Annotated in this window: 19 protein-coding genes; 7 read left to right on the top strand and 12 right to left on the bottom strand. The window is 53.6% G+C overall.

Annotated features, from left to right (window positions below; all coding sequences use genetic code 11):
• Positions 1 to 250: 250 nt before the first annotated feature.
• Positions 251 to 1,849, bottom strand: a complete 1,599-nt coding sequence (locus tag Q0835_RS07755; RefSeq protein WP_298959941.1) for an ABC transporter substrate-binding protein — start codon at positions 1,847 to 1,849, stop codon at positions 251 to 253.
• A 216-nt stretch (positions 1,850 to 2,065) separates the two neighbouring features.
• Between Q0835_RS07755 and Q0835_RS07750 the strand changes: the two genes are divergently transcribed.
• Complete coding sequence (locus tag Q0835_RS07750; RefSeq protein WP_298822493.1) at positions 2,066 to 3,004, top strand: LysR family transcriptional regulator; 939 nt, start codon at positions 2,066 to 2,068, stop codon at positions 3,002 to 3,004.
• Between the two features lie 65 nt (positions 3,005 to 3,069).
• Here Q0835_RS07750 and Q0835_RS07745 read toward each other — a convergent pair whose 3' ends face one another.
• Positions 3,070 to 3,759 carry an SDR family oxidoreductase gene (locus Q0835_RS07745; protein WP_298959939.1) on the bottom strand — a complete coding sequence of 230 codons (690 nt, stop codon included), beginning with the start codon at positions 3,757 to 3,759 and terminating at the stop codon, positions 3,070 to 3,072.
• Between the two features lie 197 nt (positions 3,760 to 3,956).
• On the opposite strand from Q0835_RS07745, the gene Q0835_RS07740 reads away from it, so the two are divergent.
• Complete coding sequence (locus Q0835_RS07740; RefSeq protein WP_298959936.1) at positions 3,957 to 4,652, top strand: FCD domain-containing protein; 696 nt, start codon at positions 3,957 to 3,959, stop codon at positions 4,650 to 4,652.
• A gap of 56 nt (positions 4,653 to 4,708) precedes the next feature.
• Here Q0835_RS07740 and Q0835_RS07735 read toward each other — a convergent pair whose 3' ends face one another.
• Both Q0835_RS07735 and Q0835_RS07730 read right to left on the bottom strand, forming a co-directional pair.
• Positions 4,709 to 6,481, bottom strand: coding sequence for a TRAP transporter fused permease subunit (locus tag Q0835_RS07735; RefSeq protein ID WP_298959930.1), 1,773 nt, complete (start codon positions 6,479 to 6,481; stop codon positions 4,709 to 4,711).
• A gap of 55 nt (positions 6,482 to 6,536) precedes the next feature.
• A complete protein-coding gene (locus Q0835_RS07730; protein ID WP_298822489.1) occupies positions 6,537 to 7,493 on the bottom strand; it encodes a TAXI family TRAP transporter solute-binding subunit in 957 nt (318 codons plus the stop codon).
• A 570-nt stretch (positions 7,494 to 8,063) separates the two neighbouring features.
• Between Q0835_RS07730 and Q0835_RS07725 the strand changes: the two genes are divergently transcribed.
• The gene (locus Q0835_RS07725; protein ID WP_298959928.1) at positions 8,064 to 9,068 is read left to right on the top strand and encodes a hypothetical protein; all 1,005 of its coding nucleotides are present in this window, start codon (positions 8,064 to 8,066) and stop codon (positions 9,066 to 9,068) included.
• A gap of 168 nt (positions 9,069 to 9,236) precedes the next feature.
• Here the strand turns inward: Q0835_RS07725 and Q0835_RS07720 are convergent, their stop codons facing one another.
• From Q0835_RS07720 to Q0835_RS07695, 6 genes are read right to left on the bottom strand one after another with little or no spacing between them, the layout of a single operon-like run.
• Positions 9,237 to 10,130 carry a DMT family transporter gene (locus tag Q0835_RS07720; RefSeq protein WP_298959925.1) on the bottom strand — a complete coding sequence of 298 codons (894 nt, stop codon included), beginning with the start codon at positions 10,128 to 10,130 and terminating at the stop codon, positions 9,237 to 9,239.
• A 2-nt stretch (positions 10,131 to 10,132) separates the two neighbouring features.
• Positions 10,133 to 11,011: an ABC transporter permease subunit gene (locus Q0835_RS07715; protein WP_298959922.1), complete on the bottom strand. Its 879-nt coding sequence runs from the start codon at positions 11,009 to 11,011 to the stop codon at positions 10,133 to 10,135.
• The gene (locus Q0835_RS07710; protein ID WP_298959919.1) at positions 11,008 to 12,015 is read right to left on the bottom strand and encodes an ABC transporter permease; all 1,008 of its coding nucleotides are present in this window, start codon (positions 12,013 to 12,015) and stop codon (positions 11,008 to 11,010) included. Before Q0835_RS07710 ends, Q0835_RS07715 begins: the two co-directional genes overlap by 4 nt.
• A complete protein-coding gene (locus tag Q0835_RS07705) occupies positions 12,009 to 12,815 on the bottom strand; it encodes a dipeptide/oligopeptide/nickel ABC transporter ATP-binding protein (RefSeq protein ID WP_298959916.1) in 807 nt (268 codons plus the stop codon). The genes Q0835_RS07710 and Q0835_RS07705 overlap by 7 nt, the downstream gene beginning before the upstream one ends.
• A 9-nt stretch (positions 12,816 to 12,824) precedes the next feature.
• Positions 12,825 to 13,628, bottom strand: a complete 804-nt coding sequence (locus tag Q0835_RS07700) for an ATP-binding cassette domain-containing protein (RefSeq protein ID WP_298959913.1) — start codon at positions 13,626 to 13,628, stop codon at positions 12,825 to 12,827.
• Positions 13,618 to 15,186 (bottom strand): ABC transporter substrate-binding protein, encoded by a 1,569-nt coding sequence (locus tag Q0835_RS07695; protein WP_298959911.1) that lies wholly within the window; start codon positions 15,184 to 15,186, stop codon positions 13,618 to 13,620. The genes Q0835_RS07700 and Q0835_RS07695 overlap by 11 nt, the downstream gene beginning before the upstream one ends.
• Before the next feature lie 193 nt (positions 15,187 to 15,379).
• Here Q0835_RS07695 and Q0835_RS07690 point away from each other — a divergent pair, with 193 nt between their 5' ends.
• Entirely contained in the window at positions 15,380 to 15,844 is a 465-nt protein-coding gene (locus Q0835_RS07690; RefSeq protein ID WP_298959908.1) for a GNAT family N-acetyltransferase, read from the top strand.
• A 164-nt stretch (positions 15,845 to 16,008) separates the two neighbouring features.
• Here the strand turns inward: Q0835_RS07690 and Q0835_RS07685 are convergent, their stop codons facing one another.
• Positions 16,009 to 17,019 carry a class 1 fructose-bisphosphatase gene (locus Q0835_RS07685; protein WP_298959905.1) on the bottom strand — a complete coding sequence of 337 codons (1,011 nt, stop codon included), beginning with the start codon at positions 17,017 to 17,019 and terminating at the stop codon, positions 16,009 to 16,011.
• Between the two features lie 252 nt (positions 17,020 to 17,271).
• On the opposite strand from Q0835_RS07685, the gene Q0835_RS07680 reads away from it, so the two are divergent.
• Genes Q0835_RS07680 through Q0835_RS07670 form a run of 3 tightly spaced genes read left to right on the top strand, consistent with a single transcriptional unit; the run spans position 17,272 to position 19,318 of the window.
• Entirely contained in the window at positions 17,272 to 17,880 is a 609-nt protein-coding gene (locus tag Q0835_RS07680) for an ATP-binding cassette domain-containing protein (RefSeq protein WP_298959902.1), read from the top strand.
• On the top strand, positions 17,877 to 18,683 hold the full coding sequence (locus Q0835_RS07675; RefSeq protein ID WP_298959899.1) for an ABC transporter permease: 807 nt from the start codon (positions 17,877 to 17,879) through the stop codon (positions 18,681 to 18,683). The genes Q0835_RS07680 and Q0835_RS07675 overlap by 4 nt, the downstream gene beginning before the upstream one ends.
• Positions 18,680 to 19,318: a glutathione S-transferase family protein gene (locus tag Q0835_RS07670; protein WP_298959897.1), complete on the top strand. Its 639-nt coding sequence runs from the start codon at positions 18,680 to 18,682 to the stop codon at positions 19,316 to 19,318. Before Q0835_RS07675 ends, Q0835_RS07670 begins: the two co-directional genes overlap by 4 nt.
• A gap of 78 nt (positions 19,319 to 19,396) precedes the next feature.
• On the opposite strand, the gene Q0835_RS07665 is transcribed toward Q0835_RS07670, so the two are convergent.
• Complete coding sequence (locus Q0835_RS07665) at positions 19,397 to 20,089, bottom strand: aspartate/glutamate racemase family protein (RefSeq protein ID WP_298959894.1); 693 nt, start codon at positions 20,087 to 20,089, stop codon at positions 19,397 to 19,399.
• Between the last annotated feature and the right edge of the window lie 41 nt (positions 20,090 to 20,130).

Below are 20,130 nucleotides of genomic sequence, written 5' to 3'. Positions count from 1 at the left end.
CAGTCATTCAAAAGCGCCTTTTGAAAATGGGCCCAGCAGCCTTGCCGCCACGGTTTTTCTCGGCACATTGCATCTTGACTGTACGCGTTTGGAATGAGGACGAATAGATGGTCGAGTGACAAGCAAGTTGGCAGGATCCTTGAACAAGTAAAATCACGCTCCCATGCTGCAAAAAGCGCGGGAGCGCGCATCACAAACCGTCAATGGTCCGCGCATCTTCACTCAGATGCACGAACCATCAGACCAGATCTTACTTGGTCACTGTCTTGTAGTACGCCTGGTCGGAGGTCACGCCATTGACGAAGCCTTTGACATTTGCGCGCTGACCAAATGTGCCGATCGCCTGGAACATGATGGTGAACGGAGAATCCTCCTGAACCATCTTCTGCAGCTTGGCATAGGTAGCTTCACGCTTGGCCGGATCGGATTCGGCTGCCGCCTGATCGGTCAACTCGGTCAAACCTTCTGCAGGCCAGGCGTTTCGCCATGTCAGCTTGCCGGTCAGCTTGGCTTCGAAGTCATTGTTCGGGTTATGCGCAAATGCATCGGCATTCGAATGCGGATCAGAGTAATCCGGGCCCCAGCGCGCAACGATCAATTCATGTTTGCGTGCGCGGTATTTTGGCCAGAGTGTTGCACCGTCGGACAAGATGATCTCCGAGTCGATACCGAGCTCCTTCAGGCTGGCCTGAACACTTTGAGCAACTTCCGTGAACGGTGACTTGTTCAGCGTGTCAATGGTGATTTTTGTGTCGGCGTCCAGACCGGCGTCCGCAATCAGGGCTTTCGCCTTGTCCATGTTTTGGCTGTACGGTGTATCCGTGGCTGCAGCCCACATGCCCGACGGCCAGAAGTTCTGATGGATCTTGTACTGTCCATCGAGGAACGAACCGACCATGCCGTCATAATCGACCATATATTTCAGCGCCTCACGAACTTCCGGTTTCGATAGAACCGGATGCTCCATGTTGGACGCCAGATACATCAGGTATCCCTTGGGGTAGCTCTCGGCAGAAACATCACTATTGCCGGCAAGTCCCTTAAGCTGATCAGCCGTCAATTCCATCGCAGCGTCAACGTCACCCTTTTCAAGCAGAAGACGTTGTGCGGAAGGCTCAGCCACGTGGCGAATGACGACGCGGTTCATCGCGGGTTTGCCCTGCCGATAGCCGTCAAAGGCTTCCAGCATGACGACTTCGTTGGCTTTCCAGTTCTTCAACATGAAAGGACCGGAACCAGCGGAATTGTCTTTCAGCCAAGCATAGCCCATGTCGCCGTCGACTTCGTGTTCCTGAACCTCTTTCATGTCAACTATGGATGCAACACTTGAAGACAAAAGGTTCAGTACGAGCGCGGGTGACAAATCAGCAAGAATGTTGATTTCGACGGTACCATCATCAACGGCAACGACTGCTTCGTCGACATTGTCTGCGGTCCACCCGATCTGCTTGATGATAAAGGCCGGTGTCTTGTCCAGTTTGACGGCCCGGCTCAGCGAATAGGCAACATCAGCGGCTGTGACAGGATTGCCTGAATGGAACGTCAGGCCCGGGCGCAGTTTGACGGTGATTTTCTTGCCGTCTTCGGAAAACTCGTAGGATTCTGCAATGCCGCCAACAAGTTTAGTCAGGTCGTCCGGCTCGAACAGGAACAGTCGCTCATAAATGTTTGCAACAATCCGGCTGCCGGTGAATTCAAAGCATTCGGCTGGATCGAGCGTAATCGCATCTGCCGTGTTGCGGGCAATCACAAACGTATCTGCAGGCGTCTCGGCAATTGCCGGAAAGGCGACTGAAGTCGCCAGGACTGCGGCAAGTGACAGGCCTTTCAATGGTGCTGTAAATTTCACGATCATTCCCCCTCTGGAATAATTCGAATGAGTCGGTGCCGGTATGAACCGGCGGGATCGTGTGCGGTGTCGCTTCGTTGACTGAGCAAGTTTTCCGCACCTGAAGCAAAAGCTTATATCGATTGCTTGAATTCAACCAACAGCCTTGTTATGCAAATTTTGCATAATGTTACGTGCTGCTTATTTATTCAGCAGGGCCTCAGAAGGAAAAACGATGTGGACACCAATTGGCTGGCCGACTTTCTGGTTTTGAGCAAACGGGGAAACTTTTCCCAGGCAGCAGATGAGCGCAACATCACTCAATCCGCCTTCAGCAGAAGGATCAAAGCCCTCGAAACCTGGCTTGGCACGGAACTTTTTGACCGAAGCAGTTACCCCGTCTCGCTCACGCCTGAAGGCGAAATCTTTCATGCTTCGGCACAAAACGTGCTGAGGGAACTGGAACTCAACCGCGTTGAATTCCAAAGGCGAAATTCCGCCGCCACACCGGACATTCGCCTTGCTGCCTCAACGTCTCTGGCGCTCAGCTTCGTTCCTGAGTGGCTTCACCAAATCAAACAGGGCTGCGGTGCGTTTTCCGTTTCTATAGACAGCTACGATTTCTATGAAATGGTGGAGCTGCTCGGTGATCGAAAGATGGATCTGCTGGTGCTCTATTTTAAGCCAGAGGTACCGGCATTTTTTGAGCATCAGGAATTCGATTCAATCAAACTTGGCGATGACACTATGCATCTTTGTACTGCCCTTGATGCAAACGGACGTCCCGCCTTCGACGTCGACAAGCCTCCAAGCACCGGTCTTGAATACATTGGCTACGGCCAAACCGGTTATTTCTCCAAAGTCGAAGACCTCCTGTTTTCATCAATGACTGCACAGGATCCGGCATTTGTGTGTGCGTCGCAGAGTGGGACCTGCGAATTCATGAAACGGCTTGCCCACCTTGACCAGAAGATGCTTTGGCTGCCGGCCTGCAGCGCCTATGAAGATGTTCAGGCAGGGCGGCTGGCGTTGGCCGGGAACGGTCGATACGACACCAACCTGGAGATCTGGGTCTTCAAGAAACGTGACGCACCATCGCCGCTTGTGCAGAAGATCTGGTCACACCTGAAATCAAATCCCTGTACCAGCCACCTTGAAAACTACCGGCTGAGCTGACACGGACCCAGCCCATTCCAACTTCGGAAATGGATCGTCGCCGTTGTTCGGCACACTTTGCTCAATTATCTGCCTATTGAGCGCACCGTGCTGGCGCCACCGTCGACGGCAATAATTTGTCCATTGACGAAGCTCGCTTCATCAGACGCAAGCATTGCGGCAACAGCTGCGACCTCTTCCAGGTAAGCGACCCTGTCACTGGGTGTGGCCGCTATCCAACCATCACGTGACTTGGGATCGGGCATCATGCCTCCATCGACGGCGCCCGGAGCCAGAACATTGACGCGAATACGATGTTTCGCAAGTTCTGCCGCCATTACCCGCGCCAATGACGCGACAGCGCCTTTCGAAGCAGCATAGGCACTACGCCCCGTGACACCGATCTGTCCATGGATGGAAGTTATGAAGACGATCCTGCCGCCCCTTTCCATCATGTGGGTGCTTGCCTGTTGAGCCACTCGAAACGCCCCGAGCAGGTTGGTGTTAAGGTGGCTTTCAAATTCTTCCTCGGTGAGATCGCAGAACCTTGCCGCCTTGATCATACCTGCGGCATGAACCAGGACATCCAACCCGCCCAACCGCTCTACAGCGCCTCCAATCGCTCGATCAACAGATGGCCGATGCGTGACATCAACCTTGATGAACTCGGCGATACTCGTAGCCGGAACATCCTTATCGAGGCAAACGACCTGGTCGCCTCGTTCGCATAAAGACCGCACAATGGCGCTGCCAAGTGCACCGGCACCGCCAGTCACAATGGACCTCAATGGTTTGAAACTAGACATCCCAATCAAGCATCAATCTAAATCGCTCCTGCCTGCATGGCGATTTCTCGGCACGTTGAATCATATTACGATTAGATATCGCATATTATTGAATTGTTGCAATGGCCAAACCCGTATCCTAGGCTGCCAATAGAATTTGAATGGATGGACTTGGGAGGTAACTGAACGTGCAAAAACAAGGATCAGTCATTGCTGCACTGTCCAATCAGTTACGCCTCGACATCTCTCTAGGGATAATAAAACCCGGTGTGAAGCTGAATATTGAAGGGTTGAAACGGACCTACTCAGTGTCGCACCCATCGGTCCGTGAAGCTTTGTCTCTTCTTGTTGGTGAGGGATATGTAAGCTTCGAAGAGTCGAAAGGTTTTCGCGTTCTCAATCCGTCCCGGGACGAGCTTCACGATAGCATCCGGGTCAGGGCCGAACTCGAAGCTTTGGCGCTGGATTGGGCAATTGAACGGTCAACCGTCGACTGGCGCTCAGCGGTCGTTGCCACCCACTACGCTCTGTCTGAAGTTGAGCGCCAAATGCCGACCGACCCCATGAATGCGGCTCTGGAGTGGGATGAACGCAACAAGACCTTTCATATGGCCATCGCTGGCAATTGTGGGTCACCCAAACTGATTGAACTGATCTCAGTGCAATATGATCAAAGCCGTCGTTACCGGTTGATGGCACACGCGAATGATCGCAGTGAGATGTCGAGACGCCGCTGGGTCGAAAAAAGCGCGAATGAGCACAATGAGCTGAAAGACGCAGTTTTGTCCGGGGACACAAAGACCGGCCAGAACCTCTTGCGAGGTCACATCACAAAAGCCGCTCTTCATGTGATTTCAGACACCGGATTAGCGGATGAAGCTTGAGCGAGGCAAGGCCGGCTGACCTCACTCTCAACTCAACCGGCCGCGCCACAAGGTTCTCACACCAACAAGCGAACAAAGAAGATGCCAAGTCCCACGACCAGCAGGGCCGCTCTGACCGCAAAGTTGAATTTCGAGATGATCGCGAAAGACAAACACCCGAGCCCAGCCCCCATTTGAACAAAGGCGGCCAGTGCGCCACCCAAACTCGACTTCAACGCAATGATCTCGGGGTTTGCGATCATACCAAGAGGTATGAAATAGAGGCCGATTCCGAGGGCCATCGCGCTCACTGCAACCTTCAGCCAGTTCTCGCCGATCATGCCCGATGCAATGAATACTGCGCCACACACCGGTGGTGTGATGGTCGACAAGAGTGCAAACCAGAAGACAAACAGGTGGGCCTGTAACGGTTCAAGCCCGAGATCGATCAGTGCAGGACCCGCTACTGAAACACAAATGACATAAGCGGCGGTCGTTGGTACTTCCATACCCAGAAGCAGGCACGCCAGGGCAGTCAGCAATAGCGATGGCCACAAAAGTCCACCGGAGCCTGACACGATGAATGAAGTGAGTTTCACGCCAAGTCCTGTAATGCCAAGCACACCGATGACGATGGCGGCGCAAATGATGATGGAGCCGATCATGGCGATTTGCCGGCCCGCATTGATACAGGCATTGCCAAGCCGCTCAGTGCCCAGGGTAAGATCGAACCCGGTCTTCCCGTTGAAGAGAAGAGCAAACAGGCCCACGAAAATCGCCAGGGCAGCCGAATATTGCGGTGTGAATTTCAGGGCAAACATCGAAATCAACAACACCGCAAAAGGCACAGCGAAGAAACACGACGTGATCAAGATGTCACGCCGGCTGGGGCGCTCATCGTCAGGGATGCCCTTGAGAGCGTAGCGCGTCGCATAGGCGTCGATGCCGACCCACACAGCGAAGAAGAAAAGGATCGCCGGCAAGAGAGCCGCAAACATGATGTCGGTGTATGGGACACCGGTCAGCTCGACCATGACAAATGCGCCCGCTCCCATGAGCGGAGGCATGATCTGACCACCTGAAGAGGCAACGGCTTCAACGGCAGCGGCCAGACGCCTCGGATAACCCAGCTTGGACATCGCAGGCAAAGTGACGGCTCCGGTTGAAGCGACATTCGCCGACGCCGATCCGGAAATGGATCCAAACAGGGCTGAAGACAGAACGGATACCTTTGCAGCACCGCCCTTCAGACGCCCGGCGGCGCCTGCCGCTACGTTCATGAACCCCTGCCCGGCTTCACCGGCATTGAGAACCGCCCCGAAGATTACAAAAACTGAAACCACGCCAACGGAAACGCCTGTGAGACTGCCCCACAGCCCCCCTTCAGCTATGGTAAGCGTGCCGAGAAAACTCGGCAGCGGCGTACCGGAATGACCAAACTGTCCGGGAATGTGATTTCCAAAAAGGCCGTATGCGAGCATCAGCGCAGCGACAGTCGGCAGCGGCCAACCGATCATGCGCCGCGCCGCCTCGAGCACAAGACCAAGCAGGAAGAATGCCATGACTTTCTGGCCAGTCCCTTCAAGGAAACCGTATTGATTTTTCAAATCCTGATGGTTCAACGCAATCCAGACGCAGCAACCGATGCCCAGAACCGTCAGAACGGCACCCAGGGAGGCATCGAGCCTGGACTGTGCTGAATAAAGAAACACCCAAGGCAGGATCAGCGCCAGGTGCAATGGCCTGGCGACGAGATTTGGCACCAGACCATAGAAAATCAGACCCAGGTGAGCTGCAATCATCAGCAGTCCGAGTGCGGCCCAGACGAAGTGTGAACGAGTATATGTCATGAGAAGATGTGCATAAGAGCAACGCCCGGCCAGAAAGCCGGGCGTGCTGTCTTGCTTATCGATGTGCGTCTGTCAAAGGAGCGCCGACCTCTTCGTAATAACGAATGGCACCGGGATGAATTTCCGTGGTGATGTTGGCGATCATGTCCGGGCTGATACCATTCCACCATGCCGCTGCACTGCCCAGTTCGGTCTTCTGTTCCCAAAAGGTCTTTGTGAGGAGATAGGCCGTATCGTCACTCATCGCGGTGGTGGTGAACGCCACAACCGGCAAGGACGTTGTTGAAACATCCGCATCCTGGCCTGCATAGGTTCCAGCCGGTATGGTCAAAGGCGTTCTCTTGGTTGCTGCAACCTGTTCGTCGCTCAAGGACAAGACACGCACACCTGTTGAAGCGGCCGCTTCAATCACGTTGGGAGCCGGATAAGAACCGGCAGTCACAAACCCATCAATTTGTCCGTTTTTCAACGCGGAAACAGCATTGGAAAGTTCAGAATCCGCAAGTGTGACTTTCCCTTCCAGGCCAAAAAGACCGAGGTATTTTTCACCTTCGCGTGCACCGAAAGACCCGCTGCCGAGCAAGATTGTTTTTCCTTCCAGGTCCTCAAAGGTCTCAACGCCGCTATCTGCCGATACGACAAAATGCATCGTCAGGGACGGAATTGGGAAAAGCGCGCGGATAGTGTCAAACGACGGGTCGCTCTTCCCGTCGAACATGGCTTTGCCGCCTTGTGCAAGACCGACCAGAGCCGGCGGTGTTGTGAACACATAGTCGCCACCGCGAGCGCGAACTTCCATGACATTTTGAACAGAGCCCTGGCTCTCTTCGACCGTCACAACAACTCCGCCGTCGGTGCCAGCTTGCATCGCTTCGGCAATCTGAACACCCATCTGATAGTAGGATGATGTGGTCTTTGCGGATTTGTAAGTGATCCGTTCTTGTGCAGAAACCGACGTTGCGAGCGTGACGGCAACGGATGCCAATGCCAGCGATTTTAGCAGGTTCTTCATTGTTCTCCCTCCCAGAGAAATTCAGTGGCCAAGTCTTGTTGATGTTGTTGCATGCACCAAAGCATCATATGAGATGAATATCAATCATAATATGAAACTGGTTATGACTCGTTAGAAACTCAATATACATCACAAGTGAAACGGCAATTGCAGCATCAGATCCATGACGGATTTATGCATCTTTGCATTTCCATGAATGAATAGCGTGTCTTGCCTTCGAAATCGACAGGTTCACAAGCGCTGATCTGGAATAAACACACTACTTCAAGACCGGTCACTTCTCTTAAGTCGAGGGCAGCCGCCTTCGGCCGTGACCGCATCGGGCCCGTCAACTGTGCGCACCTAACAGCGCTGCAAGCGGGAGTTCCAGGAAGGTCAATCTGAGTTGAAGAAGCTGTAACGGGTCTCTCTCAACTAGCGTGAAGACTGTATTTGTACTTGGGCCAATACAACTAAGTACTTTCAATATATACAACCCACTATTGACAAAAATAGCAGCCGACGCGTTACTATTTCGAGAAATAGCTGAGATTTGAATTTAATTATATTGGCCGATCTTCAAGGAAAACAATGCACAATAATTCACACGAATTGGACAACGCAACAATTCACGAAGTTCAACATGGCGACGAGTTGTTTAAAATTGTTCGCGAGCACTATGGGCATGGCACATTTCTTAACGACAAGCAGGGAATAGTTGACGCGGTTACTTCAAACAATCCGCACATTCGAGACATAAACAAAATCTATCCTGGCCAGCTGATCGCGCTGCCCAATATCGTTGGCGACCGACGGGCTATACCTGCGTTCACGTCTATTCAAAATCGCTGTACGCAGGAAGTAGTCGGAGAGCTTTCGCGGACGAATGGCATTACAAGAAGTATACTATCTGGCCTTGCGAACACGCCATCCGCGGCACCAAGCCTTGACGCGGCAGGCGGTATTTATGGTTCCTTCCAACGGGCTGCGTCAGGTGCAGTAAAAAACGTTGATGAACTAAATCGCCTTTACTCAGACTATAGACAGCACAGCATTTCCAAAGGTGCCTACGACCACCGTCGGATCAAAATATTAAACGCGATGGACAAAAATCTAGGTGGGTTTAGAACACATGCATTTTCAAAGAACCCGCTCGACAAGGTAAAATCATCTCGAGAAATATTGCGCTTCAGCACTTCCGGAAAAGGCGCAACACAGTCAATGACAAATGGAATCTCTCGGCTGAACAACACTGTTTCAAGGGTCAAGATTGGGGGAGGTTTACTTATTGGTTTACAGCTAGCGAGCGCTACAACCCGTCTACGAGAGGCGCAAACAAGTCAGCAAAAAACGGCTGTCGTAACGGAGACAGGGGGCTCTATAATTGGTGGCATTGCAGCAGGCGCTCTGTTTGCGGTGGCCGTTGGAACACCAGTCGGCTGGGTGGGGCTTGCTGGAGTTGCAATTGCAGGGACCGCTGGCGGACTTCTTGGAGGGGAAGTGCTGAAAGCAATAGGAAACGAAGCGCTTTTCCATGAATCCGGAGATGCTAAGTTTGAACAGGTTAGCAAGTTCTGGAAGTTTACTGGGATTTGACTTGCCTCGTTAGCGCCGGTCGAGTGCTGCCCATACCTGTTGATGAACTTATCTGGATAGGGTGCCCTGACTGTTTGATGCAGGCAATCCAAACACGTCCTAGAAAGATGATCCGCTAGCCAACGGAGATCTATGTCGTGTCGACTTGGTAGAATAAGACCTTCCACCTCAACCGGTTGAGGACGCAAGTTTTTGGCGTCCATCTTTCAGGGCGACCACGAGCGTTGCGACAACGATCAGAGCTGCAGCACCGTAAAATGCCGGAACAGGCAGGATGTCGAAGAACAGGACATCCGCAATGACCGCAAAAACAAGCGAAAGGTATTCAAATGCGGCCAGTTTGGAAACCTCGCTATATTGATAGCTGAGGGTCATCATGATGTGCGCAATACCACCCGCAAACCCTGTACAAACCAAAAGCCCAAGCTGATTCCAGCTCGGAGTTATCCACCCCAGAGGCAAGGTTGCGAGACCGGCAATAGTGCACGTCAGCGCAAAATAGAATGCGATCGCGCCTGCGTTTTCAGTCAACGCCAGACTTCTGATTTGAACCTTTGCGCCAGCTGTCAGCACCGCCATTGCGAGGGCAAGGCCGACACCGATCAGATAAGCGTTGTCCATATCGGCAGCAGAAGCCGTTGGAAGAACAAGGACAAGCACTCCAACAAAGCCGGACAGAACGCCAAACCAGCGTACACTGCTGACAACTTCGCGAAGGAAAATGGCTGCCAGCACAACCGCAAGGACAGGCGCCAGATAACCGATGATCGAAGCATGGGACAATGGCAGATATTTCAAACTGGCAAAGCTTGCGAACATGGCAAGACAGCCCAGAACACAACGTGCGACATGGCTTCCCGGACGCTTGGTTTTCAGGCCGGACGGGAATTCCCGTGTCCACATCAAAAACAGGACCAAAGGGATCAACGCGAATGCGCTGCGATAAAAAACGACCTGACCGACCGGAACAGCGTCAGAAAGCCATTTGATGAAGAGCACCATAATCGTGAAAAACACGGTTGCTCCAACCCGCAGGCCAATTCCTTTGAAATCCATGGTCATGGTCAGCCCGCCGCGGCCCCGTTGCTGCCCAGGAGGTCGCGCAACCGATCTCCGGTCAAATTGATGGAAAGGACGGCGATAAGGATCGCAAGTCCCGGAAAGATCATCAAATGAGGTGCCGTTTGCATATAAGCCTTGCCATCCAGCAACATTGCACCCCATTCCGCATTCGGCGACTGAACCCCAAATCCCAGAAAACTCAGTCCGGAAATGGACAGAATGGTTCTGGACCATGCATTGGTCCAAAGCACCAGCAGGCTTGGCGCGATATTCGGCAAGATATGACGCCATAAAATTCGGTACGAAGGCAATCCGTTCAGCCTGGCCTGCACAACGAAGTCTCGGTGCGCCAGATCAACACTGAGACTGCGCACAAGCCGCGCGAACTTCATCCAACCGACCAAAATCAGCGCCAACACCATATTGGTGGTGCTTGGTCCCAGAACACCAGCGATCGTCACCGCTGCTATCAATTCCGGAAAGGCAAAAAAACTATCGGTGACCCGCATCAGTGTCACATCGGCAGCCCGTCCGAAATGACCTGCGGCAAGACCGATTGCGGTTCCCGCAATCGCGCCGACAATAGTGACGAGAAACGCCAATCCAATCGACCAGACACCACCATAAAGCAGTCTTGCGGCAACATCTCTTCCAAGCTGATCAGTGCCAAGCCAATGGCTTGCGGACGGTGGAGACAACCTTTCCAGAAAGTTCGGCTCGTTTGGAGCGTAAGGCGACAACAAGAAGCATGCGGCAACAGCAACCAGAAAGATCAGAAGTGAAAGTCCAAGCTGGACGAGGAACCGTTTCAGATCCAGTTCCTGTTTCGACCTTTGAGCGTCCGGCGCTTCCAGAAAACCTACATCCGCCTGCACCGTCATGATCGTGCCTCACCGGAAGGAACAGCCTGTTGATGAGACCAGACGGAATTTCGCGGGTCCATAATTTCTTGAAGGAATTCAATCATTGAGTTGATGAAGACGTAGACCACCGCCGAAAACAGCACCAGGAACAGAACCATAGGGTAGTCGCGTGACAAAACGGACCCCGCCAGGAGCGATCCAATGCCGCCGCGCGCAAATGTCAGCTCGACGATGACAGCTCCCTCAAGGAGGCTGGCAATATCCAGACCGATCATGGTGAGCGCTGGAACCGCCGCGTGCCGAAAGATATGCCGCCAGAAGATTTCAGTTTCGCTCACGCCGCGCAGACGAAGCGTTTCAATGTATGGAGCTGCCTTTGCTTCGAGAAAAAACGCACGTAGAAGCCGCGTTTGTGACGCCGTGATCCAAAACGCAAGCGTGAGAGCCGGCAGCACCAAATGCGATGGCGACCCGGTTCCGTAGGCTGGAAGCCAATTCAGTTGCGCGGCAAACAGCAAGATCAGTAACAGCCCAAGCCAATAGTTCGGCATCGCCGCGCCGACTGAAGCCAGAGCAACAGACGCTCTGTCGAACAGGCTACCGGGCCGCCAGACCGCGATGGAACTCAAAGCGAATGCCAAGACCAGCCCGAGGACAAGCGCTGTCGCCGTCAACGAAAATGTTTCAGCGGCATTGGCGACAAATATGTCCCACACCGGCGTATTTGAAGCAAAGGAGTTCCCGAAGTCCCCTTGTACAAAACGATAAAGCCATTGAAAGAACTGAACAAAAAAAGGCTCGTTCAGCGAGAATTCTTCGCGAATTCCATCCAAAATTTCTGGCGGAAACCCTTGCACATCCGGGTAGCGTGCATTTGCAATCGCTGAGGCTTTATCACCGGGCGCAAAATACGTCATGGTAAAAGTGATGAGGCTGACGCCAAACAGAACACAGAGCAGCCCCGTAAGACGACGGCCCAGCGCAAGAATGAAGGCGACCACCTTCGACCTGGTATTCAGCATGGTATTGCGGCCTTCGATCCAGACACTTGCACAACGGTTTCCGGCAAACCTCCCAATTCACGGGCAGCCGCGATCAGCTCACGGCAATAGTCGCTTTCGGGAGCCTGGAAAAACATCTCAGCAGACTGATTGGCCTCGACCTTGCCACCGCGCAAAACAAGCATCTGATCAGCATAGGCAGCAGCGAAGCCGAGATCGTGGGTCACGATCACAAATGTCATGTCAAACCGTGTCTGTATCCGCCTCATTGTCGCCGCGATCTGCTTTTGTACGATGGCATCAAGCGCGCTCAGCGGCTCATCGAAAAAAACCAGGTCCGGGCGCGCAATGAGCGCGCGCGCGAGACAGGCCCGCTGCGCCTGACCCATGGAAACCTGAGCCGGACGTCGCTTTGCCATTTCCGCAGGTAATTCAACATCGGCAAGTGCCGCCGATATGGCTGCCTTGAGTTCCAGGGACTTCAGCTTTTGAGCAAAAACGCTTTCCCCGATCGAGACACCAAGCGCCAACTTGGGATTAAGGGCCGAAAGCGGATCCTGCATCACCCACCGGCTGCCGGGCAATCCCGCACGTCCCTTCCAATATTCCTTAAGTGAAATGGGGCGACCATTTTTCGGTCGGAAAGTAAGACTGTCGAATGTTGCGGGCATCAGTCCGTTCACTGCACGCAGAAGACTGCTCTTTCCCGAGCCGCTCTCGCCAACAATACAAAGTGTTTTTCCACGCGGCAGATCAAAGGAGACTTCCTCCAAAATCGGTTTACCGTGCAGTCGTAATTGCAGTTTTTCGACACGAAGCATTTGACTAAGTTATTCGGCGGCGACGGAATTTGTCGCTTTCTGGTGTGCGGAAAAGTTCCAGTTGCGATGATTTACCAGCAATTGCCCATACGTTGTTTCTGGTTCACGCAGCAATGCTCGAGTTTCACCGAATTCCACGACCTGGCCAGAAGTCATGATCGCTGTACGGTTGGCATGTTGCGCTGCCAACGCCAGGTCATGCGTAACAATCAAAAGCGCAACATCATGCTTGTGAGCATAAGCCATGACTGAGCGCAGAACCTGGGCTGCAATCAATGGATCCAATGCCGAAGTAGGCTCATCGAGGATCAGCAAATTCGGTTCGCCGAGCAGTGCCATTCCCACCAGAAGACGTTGCTGCATGCCACGGCTCCATTGATGAGGAAACCGGCCATGGAAGGAACCAAGCCCCAGCTCTTTCAGGAGCACCTGTTGCGAGGTGGAAAAATCCTTGCTTCCGGTAACGGCTCGGGCGGTTTGTCGCCATTGCCACTCGAGGCGTTTGAGCGGATCAAAACCATGGTCCGGGTTCTGTGGAACATAGGCAATGCCCTTTGGCTTTCCGGTGCGGCCTGGGGACCCGAATTCCCTCTTTACCCCATCAAACGTCAGAAGCCCGCCAACAGGTTCTGCCGGGCGTCGCAGCCCCATCAGACTGCGTAGAAGTGTCGATTTGCCTGCGCCCGAACCTCCTACGATTGCAACGCATTCGCCCTTGTCGACATCGAAACTCACATCATCAAGCACCACCTGCCGGCCGATGCGGGCCGACAGGTTCTGCACATTCAGAAGGCTTTTAGCTTCAGTCTGCAAGTGTGAGATCCGGTGTCACGAGGTAAGTCTCGGCGGGGTGGATCTTATATCCTTCCACTTTGCCGTTTCCGACCGAAACCTGAGTTTTATGAAACACCGGGATCAACGGCAGGTCTTCGTTGATGATTTCCTGAATGCGGTCGTAGTACCCTTTGCGCACCTCGTCGTCGAAGCTCTCCCGGCCCTTTTTGAGAAGCTCATCAAGCTCTGAATTGGAGTAGCCGGAAAAATTGTATCCAACTCCTGACTCAACAAGCGTACTTGGGAAGTAGTTTGGATCGCCGAGCGGTGCTGTCCCCCAGGCTTGAAGGTGCATTTGAATGTCACCCGCCTTGAGCGCTTCATTATTGGCGTCATATTCAGCCATGGAAATCTCGGACTTGATCCCGATCTGTTGCAACAGGGCCTGGGCAATTTCCAACGTCGGGCGCAGGGCAGCCCGCCCCTCATAGGAACGAATTTTCAAGGAAATTTCAACGCCTTCCAACTCACGGTTTCCATCGCCGTTCGTGTCCTTGATCCCAGCCTTGTCCAAAAGGGCGGCAGCTGCTTCTGGGTCGTAGGTCAGTGAAAGGTCGGTGTTTGCCCAGGATGCCATGGACGCGGGAAAAATGCTGTTGGCCACTTCTCCGCCGACACCGCTCAGCGAGGCTGCAACAATCGTTTCACGATCAAGACCAAGGGAAATTGCCTTGCGAAGGGCCTCATTGGAAAGAGGACCATCGGAGGTCCGGACCTGAAAGAAGAACAGCCGGGTGGTCGGGTTGGAAAATAGCTGGCCCTCCCCTTTCTCCTTCAAATTGGCAAAATCCGGCTCAGGGTAGTTGGTTACCAGATCCACGTCACCGGCTTGCAGGGCAAGTGCTGCAACGGACGGATCAGAAAGAGCGTCCATGACAATTGCATCGAGCTTTGGCTCTCCGCCCCAATAGTCTGCAAACTTCCTAGTCTGATAGGACTTTTCCGTTTCGGCAGAAACAAAAACGAAGGGTCCTGTGCCAATCAAGGGCAATTCATCGGTGCCCTCTTTCATCACCGCGGCTGAAGGCTCGGTGAGCGACCACAGGAATGCGGAATTTGGAGACTTGGTCTTGAACACCAATGTGTTCGCATTTTCCACCGTAATGGTCTCCAGGCCAAGCAGCTTTGACAAGCGAGGGTTATGGCCCGGATGACCTTCCGCATCCATTTTTTCAAACGAGGATTTGACATCGCTCGCTGTCATGGGCGTGCCATCGTGAAATTTTACGTCGGTCCGAAGCGTCAGTTTCCACTCTGTCGGGGAAACGTTTTCGAAGCTCTCGGCAAGCCTTGGCTGCATGGTCATGTCATGTGCCAGGCCAATCAGCGTTTCAGAAACGCCGGCCCGATTGCTGAGCCATCCGTTTTGACGGGCTCTGGGATCCGGCACGGTGCTCTTTGGGCCGAAAGGCACGGCAATCCGCATGTTTTTTTCAGCTGCAAGCGCTGTTTGAGCAGGTGTTGCAACAGCCATTGCTGCGATGGAACCCACGCCCAAGAGGGCAGCAATTGCAAGTTTGTTTTTCCGCTTTGGCAAAATCGACTCCAGAATAAAACATGACTGACGGATGCCACAATGCGTATCTGTTATAACATTACATTGCAAAGAAAATTTTTGAAAATTTTGATCCCTTCGGGTTATCAAAGCGCAAGCATTCAAGCCGTGCATCCCGGCGCAGAAACTGTTCCCCAAAGATTTTCAGAACACCATTCGCCAGAGATCACACGCCATGACAAAACCAACGATCAGTCCGACCACAAAAGACGACATTCCGGCACTGCAATTGATACTGGACCAGACCGGACTGTTTCCGAGCGAAATGCTCCCGGAGATGCTTGACCCATCACTGACGGAAACCTCAGAAGCCTTCTGGCTCACATGTCACGCGAATGGAAAAGCCATGGGCTTTTGCTTTGTGGTACCGGAAGAACTGGCAGAGGGAACCTGGAACATGTTGGCGCTCGCTGTTCATCCGGATCTGCAAGGCAAGGGATTTGGTACAGCACTGGTCAGAGCAGCTGAAAGTCATCTTAGGGACAACAGTCAACGCATCCTGATTGTCGAAACGTCAGGCACCGAGGGCTTTGCACCGACCCGGAAATTTTATGTCCAAAATGGCTACGAAGAAGAAGCACGCATCCGCGATTTCTGGGCGCCGGGCGACGACAAGATGATATTCAGGAAGGCGCTTTGACAAAGCACGGCCCGTCGCCAGGCACCCGGCGCGAAGCACATTGATAGTCCACCCGTCGAACCTCGATGACCTTGAGACTTTTTGCCTTGATAAGGCCAAATGACATCTGACTTGAAGTCTCAACCGCCGCGATCTTCAGTTCAAACATTTGCTTGGGACAGGTCTCAGGCCTGTTCCGCGTAGTATCTTTCGATCAGTTCAACCTCGGTTCGGCAGCCCATAATCACTGCAATGCGCTGATGATGTGACTGAGGCTGAACACCCAGGATCCGTTCTCTGCCGGTGGATGCGCGTCCTCCGGCCTGCTCGACAATGAAACTCATGGGGTTCGCCTCATACAAGAGCCTGAGCTTACCGCCTGCGTGTTCATTTTCCCTGTCGACGGGATAAAGAAAGACCCCACCCCGTGTAAGGATCCTGTGGATCTCGGCCACCATGGAGGCCGTCCACCGCATGTTGAATGACCTTTGTCTTGGGCCGTTTTCACCCTTGATACATTCCTCGACATATCGCCTGATCGTCTCGTCCCAATGACGCCAGCGGGATGCATTGATGGCAAATTCCTCGGTCGTGTCTGGAAGACACATATCCGGGAAGGTCAAGAGGAACTCGCCCGTTCCCATCTTGTGGGTGAAGCCCTGAACACCCTTGCCGGTCGAAAAGACGAGCGATGTGGAGGGGCCGTAGAGTGAATATCCGGCAAAAACCTGTTTCGTACCCTTCAGCAGAACCACATCGTTTGTCAGCGTTTCGATGTTCTGCTCAAGTTCAACGACAGAAAAAATGGAACCGACGGACAAGTTCACATTCAGGTTTGATGAGCCGTCAAGCGGGTCAAAATAAACCAGATAGTCGCCCGCTTTTGGAGCTTCCTTCAGCCAGACAACGTCGTCCATTTCTTCCGAGACGAGGGCTGCAACACGCTGACAGTTCGAGCAGTGACTGAGGAACACGTCATTTGCAATGACATCCAGCTGTTTCTGAGTTTCGCCTTGAATGTTTGACGTTTCGGTCGCGCCCAGGATGTCTAGAAACGGGCCATTGCGGATTTGGTGAGAGATTATCCGGCACGATGTCGCAATATCCTCAACAAGAAGCATCAGGTCCGGATCGAGCCCATGTTCCTTCTGCAGTTGAAACAGATATTTGCGAAGTGTCATATGTTCCAATGTCATGGACTGCCCAACTCTGAACCATATAGTTTTTATCGAACGACCGCCTTTTGAAAGTGCGGTTCGGTCTTCTCGGCCGGAGCATAGCAGCAGCTTTCCTTCACACCAGCGGGAATTGCCTCCAATCGAAAGCTGCCAATTTTAAAGTCTTGTATCTCTCCGCGCACGCCATCCCGGTCTGTTGAAACGCAGTGTGTCCGATTGCTCCTCTCCACCACCCGGGATAGGCTGAGCACTCAGGAGAGGACGTATCTGGTGCTAATCATTGACGAGCTGAAGACATCTCTGATTGGCCCAATCGACCTCACGTTGGAAGTTGGCAGCTGTACCGCCATTTCCGGTCCGTCCGGTGCCGGAAAATCTCTCTTTCTGAGAGCGATTGTCGATCTTGATGAAAACAGCGGCACAATCAAGCTGAACGGAAGAGATCGCAATACCTTCCCTGCACCCGATTGGCGGCGCAATGTATCTTATGTACCAGCGGAAAGTGGCTGGTGGTCGGAACGCGTGGAGGATCATTTTCGGCCCACCTCGGACCTTGTCGAGCTGCTTGCAGCGGTCGGCCTGGAGGAGGCTTCGGGCTGGGAGGTTTCCAGATTGTCGACAGGGGAACGTCAGCGCCTTGCTCTCGTTAGAGCTTTGCAGCTTGATCCGGAAGTCCTTCTGCTTGACGAACCAACTTCGGCTCTGGACCCGCCGTCCGTTGCCAAAGTGGAACTGCTCCTTAAAGAAAGGATCGCAACCGGATGCGCCATCTTGCTTGTCACGCATGACCCGGAGCAACCGGTCCGTCTCAAGGCCAGCTGCTTTCATATGGCAGGCGGAAAATTGCGGGAACACGACCTGCACGAGGCAGCCTCATGAGCGCTTATCATGTTCTAAGCTATTGGGATATTGTTGCCGCTTCCGTTTTCCTGCTGCTGAACGCGGTCCTTTCCATACTCCTCAATTTGGGACTGACACGCACTCTGATCGTGTCGGCATTGCGCATGACCGTTCAGCTGATCCTGGTCGGGCTGGTGTTGAAGCTGATCTTCTTTGCCGGATCGTTGTTATGGACAGTGCTGGCGGCGGCTGTCATGGGCGTCTTTGCAGGGCGTGAGATTTGGGTTCGTCAGGACCGTCGCCTCAAGGGTTTTTGGGGCCCAGGTCTCGGGGCCGGTGCGATGCTGATATCCGGCGCACTTGTTACGCTTTACGGTCTTGCCGGGCAGATCCGTCCTGACCCTGTTTGGCAACCGCAATATGCGCTCCCCCTTTTCGGCATGATCCTCGGAAACACGATGACAGGCGTCAGCCTGGGCCTTGATACGCTTCATACAGCGCTGGCCAAAGGCAAGAGTGAAGTTGAGGCTCAGCTTCTTCTCGGTCGCACCCGCTGGGAAGCGACACGCCCTTTCGCCAGGCAGGCCCTTCGGTCGGGTTTCACACCTATCATCAACGCTATGGCGGCGACGGGCATTGTGTCCCTTCCTGGAATGATGACAGGTCAGATCCTTTCGGGTGTCGATCCGCAGGAAGCAGTAAAATACCAGCTGCTGATTATGTTTTTATTGGGAGGAGCAACTGGCCTCGGCGTACTTGGGGCAACATTTGGCAGTATTTGGCGGCTGACCGACCCACGTCACAGGCTGAGGCTCGACCGGCTGAGCGGAGGAACATCATGATTGAACTCTTAGGGGCAGACTATTCCGTTTATGTCCGGTCGGCCCGGTTGGCACTTGAGGAAAAGGGCGTGTCCTACGACCTGACACCCATCGATATCTTTGCCCCTGAAGGGCCATCGTCGGCGTATCAGACACTGCACCCGTTCGGTAAAATCCCCTTGTTGAAGCACGGTGATTTTCATCTCTATGAGACACCCGCTATCCTGCGCTATGTGGACGAGGCCTTCGGCGGCCCTGCCCTGCAACCCGCGACCTCGAAGCTCCGGGCCAGGATGGCGCAGATCCAGTCTATCCTGGATGCCTATGCCTATCGGACGCTGGTCTGGGACATTTACGTAGAACGGGTGGTCAAGACACGCGAGGGGGCCCCGGCTGACGAGGTCAGAATCGCGTCGGCGCTTGGTCCGGCCCGCACCGTGCTCGCCGCCCTTGAAACGCTTTTTGAAGGGGACCCGTTCCTTCTTGGTGATCTCCCAAGCCTCGCCGACTGTCATGCCGCCCCAATGCTGTCTCTATTTGAGATCGCAGAAGAAGGAGAACTGCTTCTAAAGGGCACACCCCGACTGGCGGCTTGGCTGTCGTTGTTCAAATCCAGAGCGAGTTTTCAGGCGACCGCGCCTGTTCCGCCAGATTGATAAAGTAGCTTACGAGCCAAACGGCGGAGACCACCCTTCCAGATCTCCAAGCTGTCCAGACCGTTGATCTCAAGCCGTTCAAGACAGCGCGAAATCGAGCGCAGCCCTGGCGTGAAGCACGGTCGTATCAAAGGCCGGAATGGAAAAGTCCTCCGGTTTTAACAGCAGTCCGATTTCCGTACAGCCGAATATGACTGCATCGGCCCCACCGCTGACTTCTTTTTCAACGATATCCAAAAAGGTCTGCTTGGAATCGGCCCAGACTTCTCCCCGGCACAGTTCCTCATAGATGATCCGGTGAACCTCAGCCCTGTCGTCCGGTTCCGGAATGCGCACATCGATGCCGTGGCGATCTCGAAGGTGGCCCTTGTAAAAGTCCTGCTCCATCGTGTAGCCGGTCGCCAGAAGAAGCGGTGCCCGGCACCCCGCTTGTGTTATGGCCGGTGCCGTTGCATCTGCAATGTGGATGAGCGGCAAGGCACTGGCAATTTGAATGTCACCGGCCATTTTGTGCATCGTGTTGGTACAGATGACCAGGCAGTCCGCACCGCCTCTTTCGAGACGTTCAGCCGCGGCAATCAACATTTGTGTCGCCAGTTGCCAATTGCCACTCGCTTGTGCAGCTTCAATCTCTGCAAAATCAAACGACCAAAGCAGGCATTTAGCGGAATGCAGACCACCCAGTCGTTCACGCGTCAAGCGATTGAGCAACTGATAATAGATGGATGTGCTTTCCCAGCTCATTCCACCGAGCAAACCGATGGTTTTCATGGTAGCGTCTCGCCTGCTTTCTGAACTTCTGCCTAAACGGA

Origin of the sequence: uncultured Roseibium sp., assembly GCF_947499295.1 — a bacterium.
Lineage (GTDB): Bacteria > Pseudomonadota > Alphaproteobacteria > Rhizobiales > Stappiaceae > Roseibium.
Note: the sequence above shows the minus strand (reverse complement) of the source record. Positions and strands in the feature narration are given on the sequence as shown.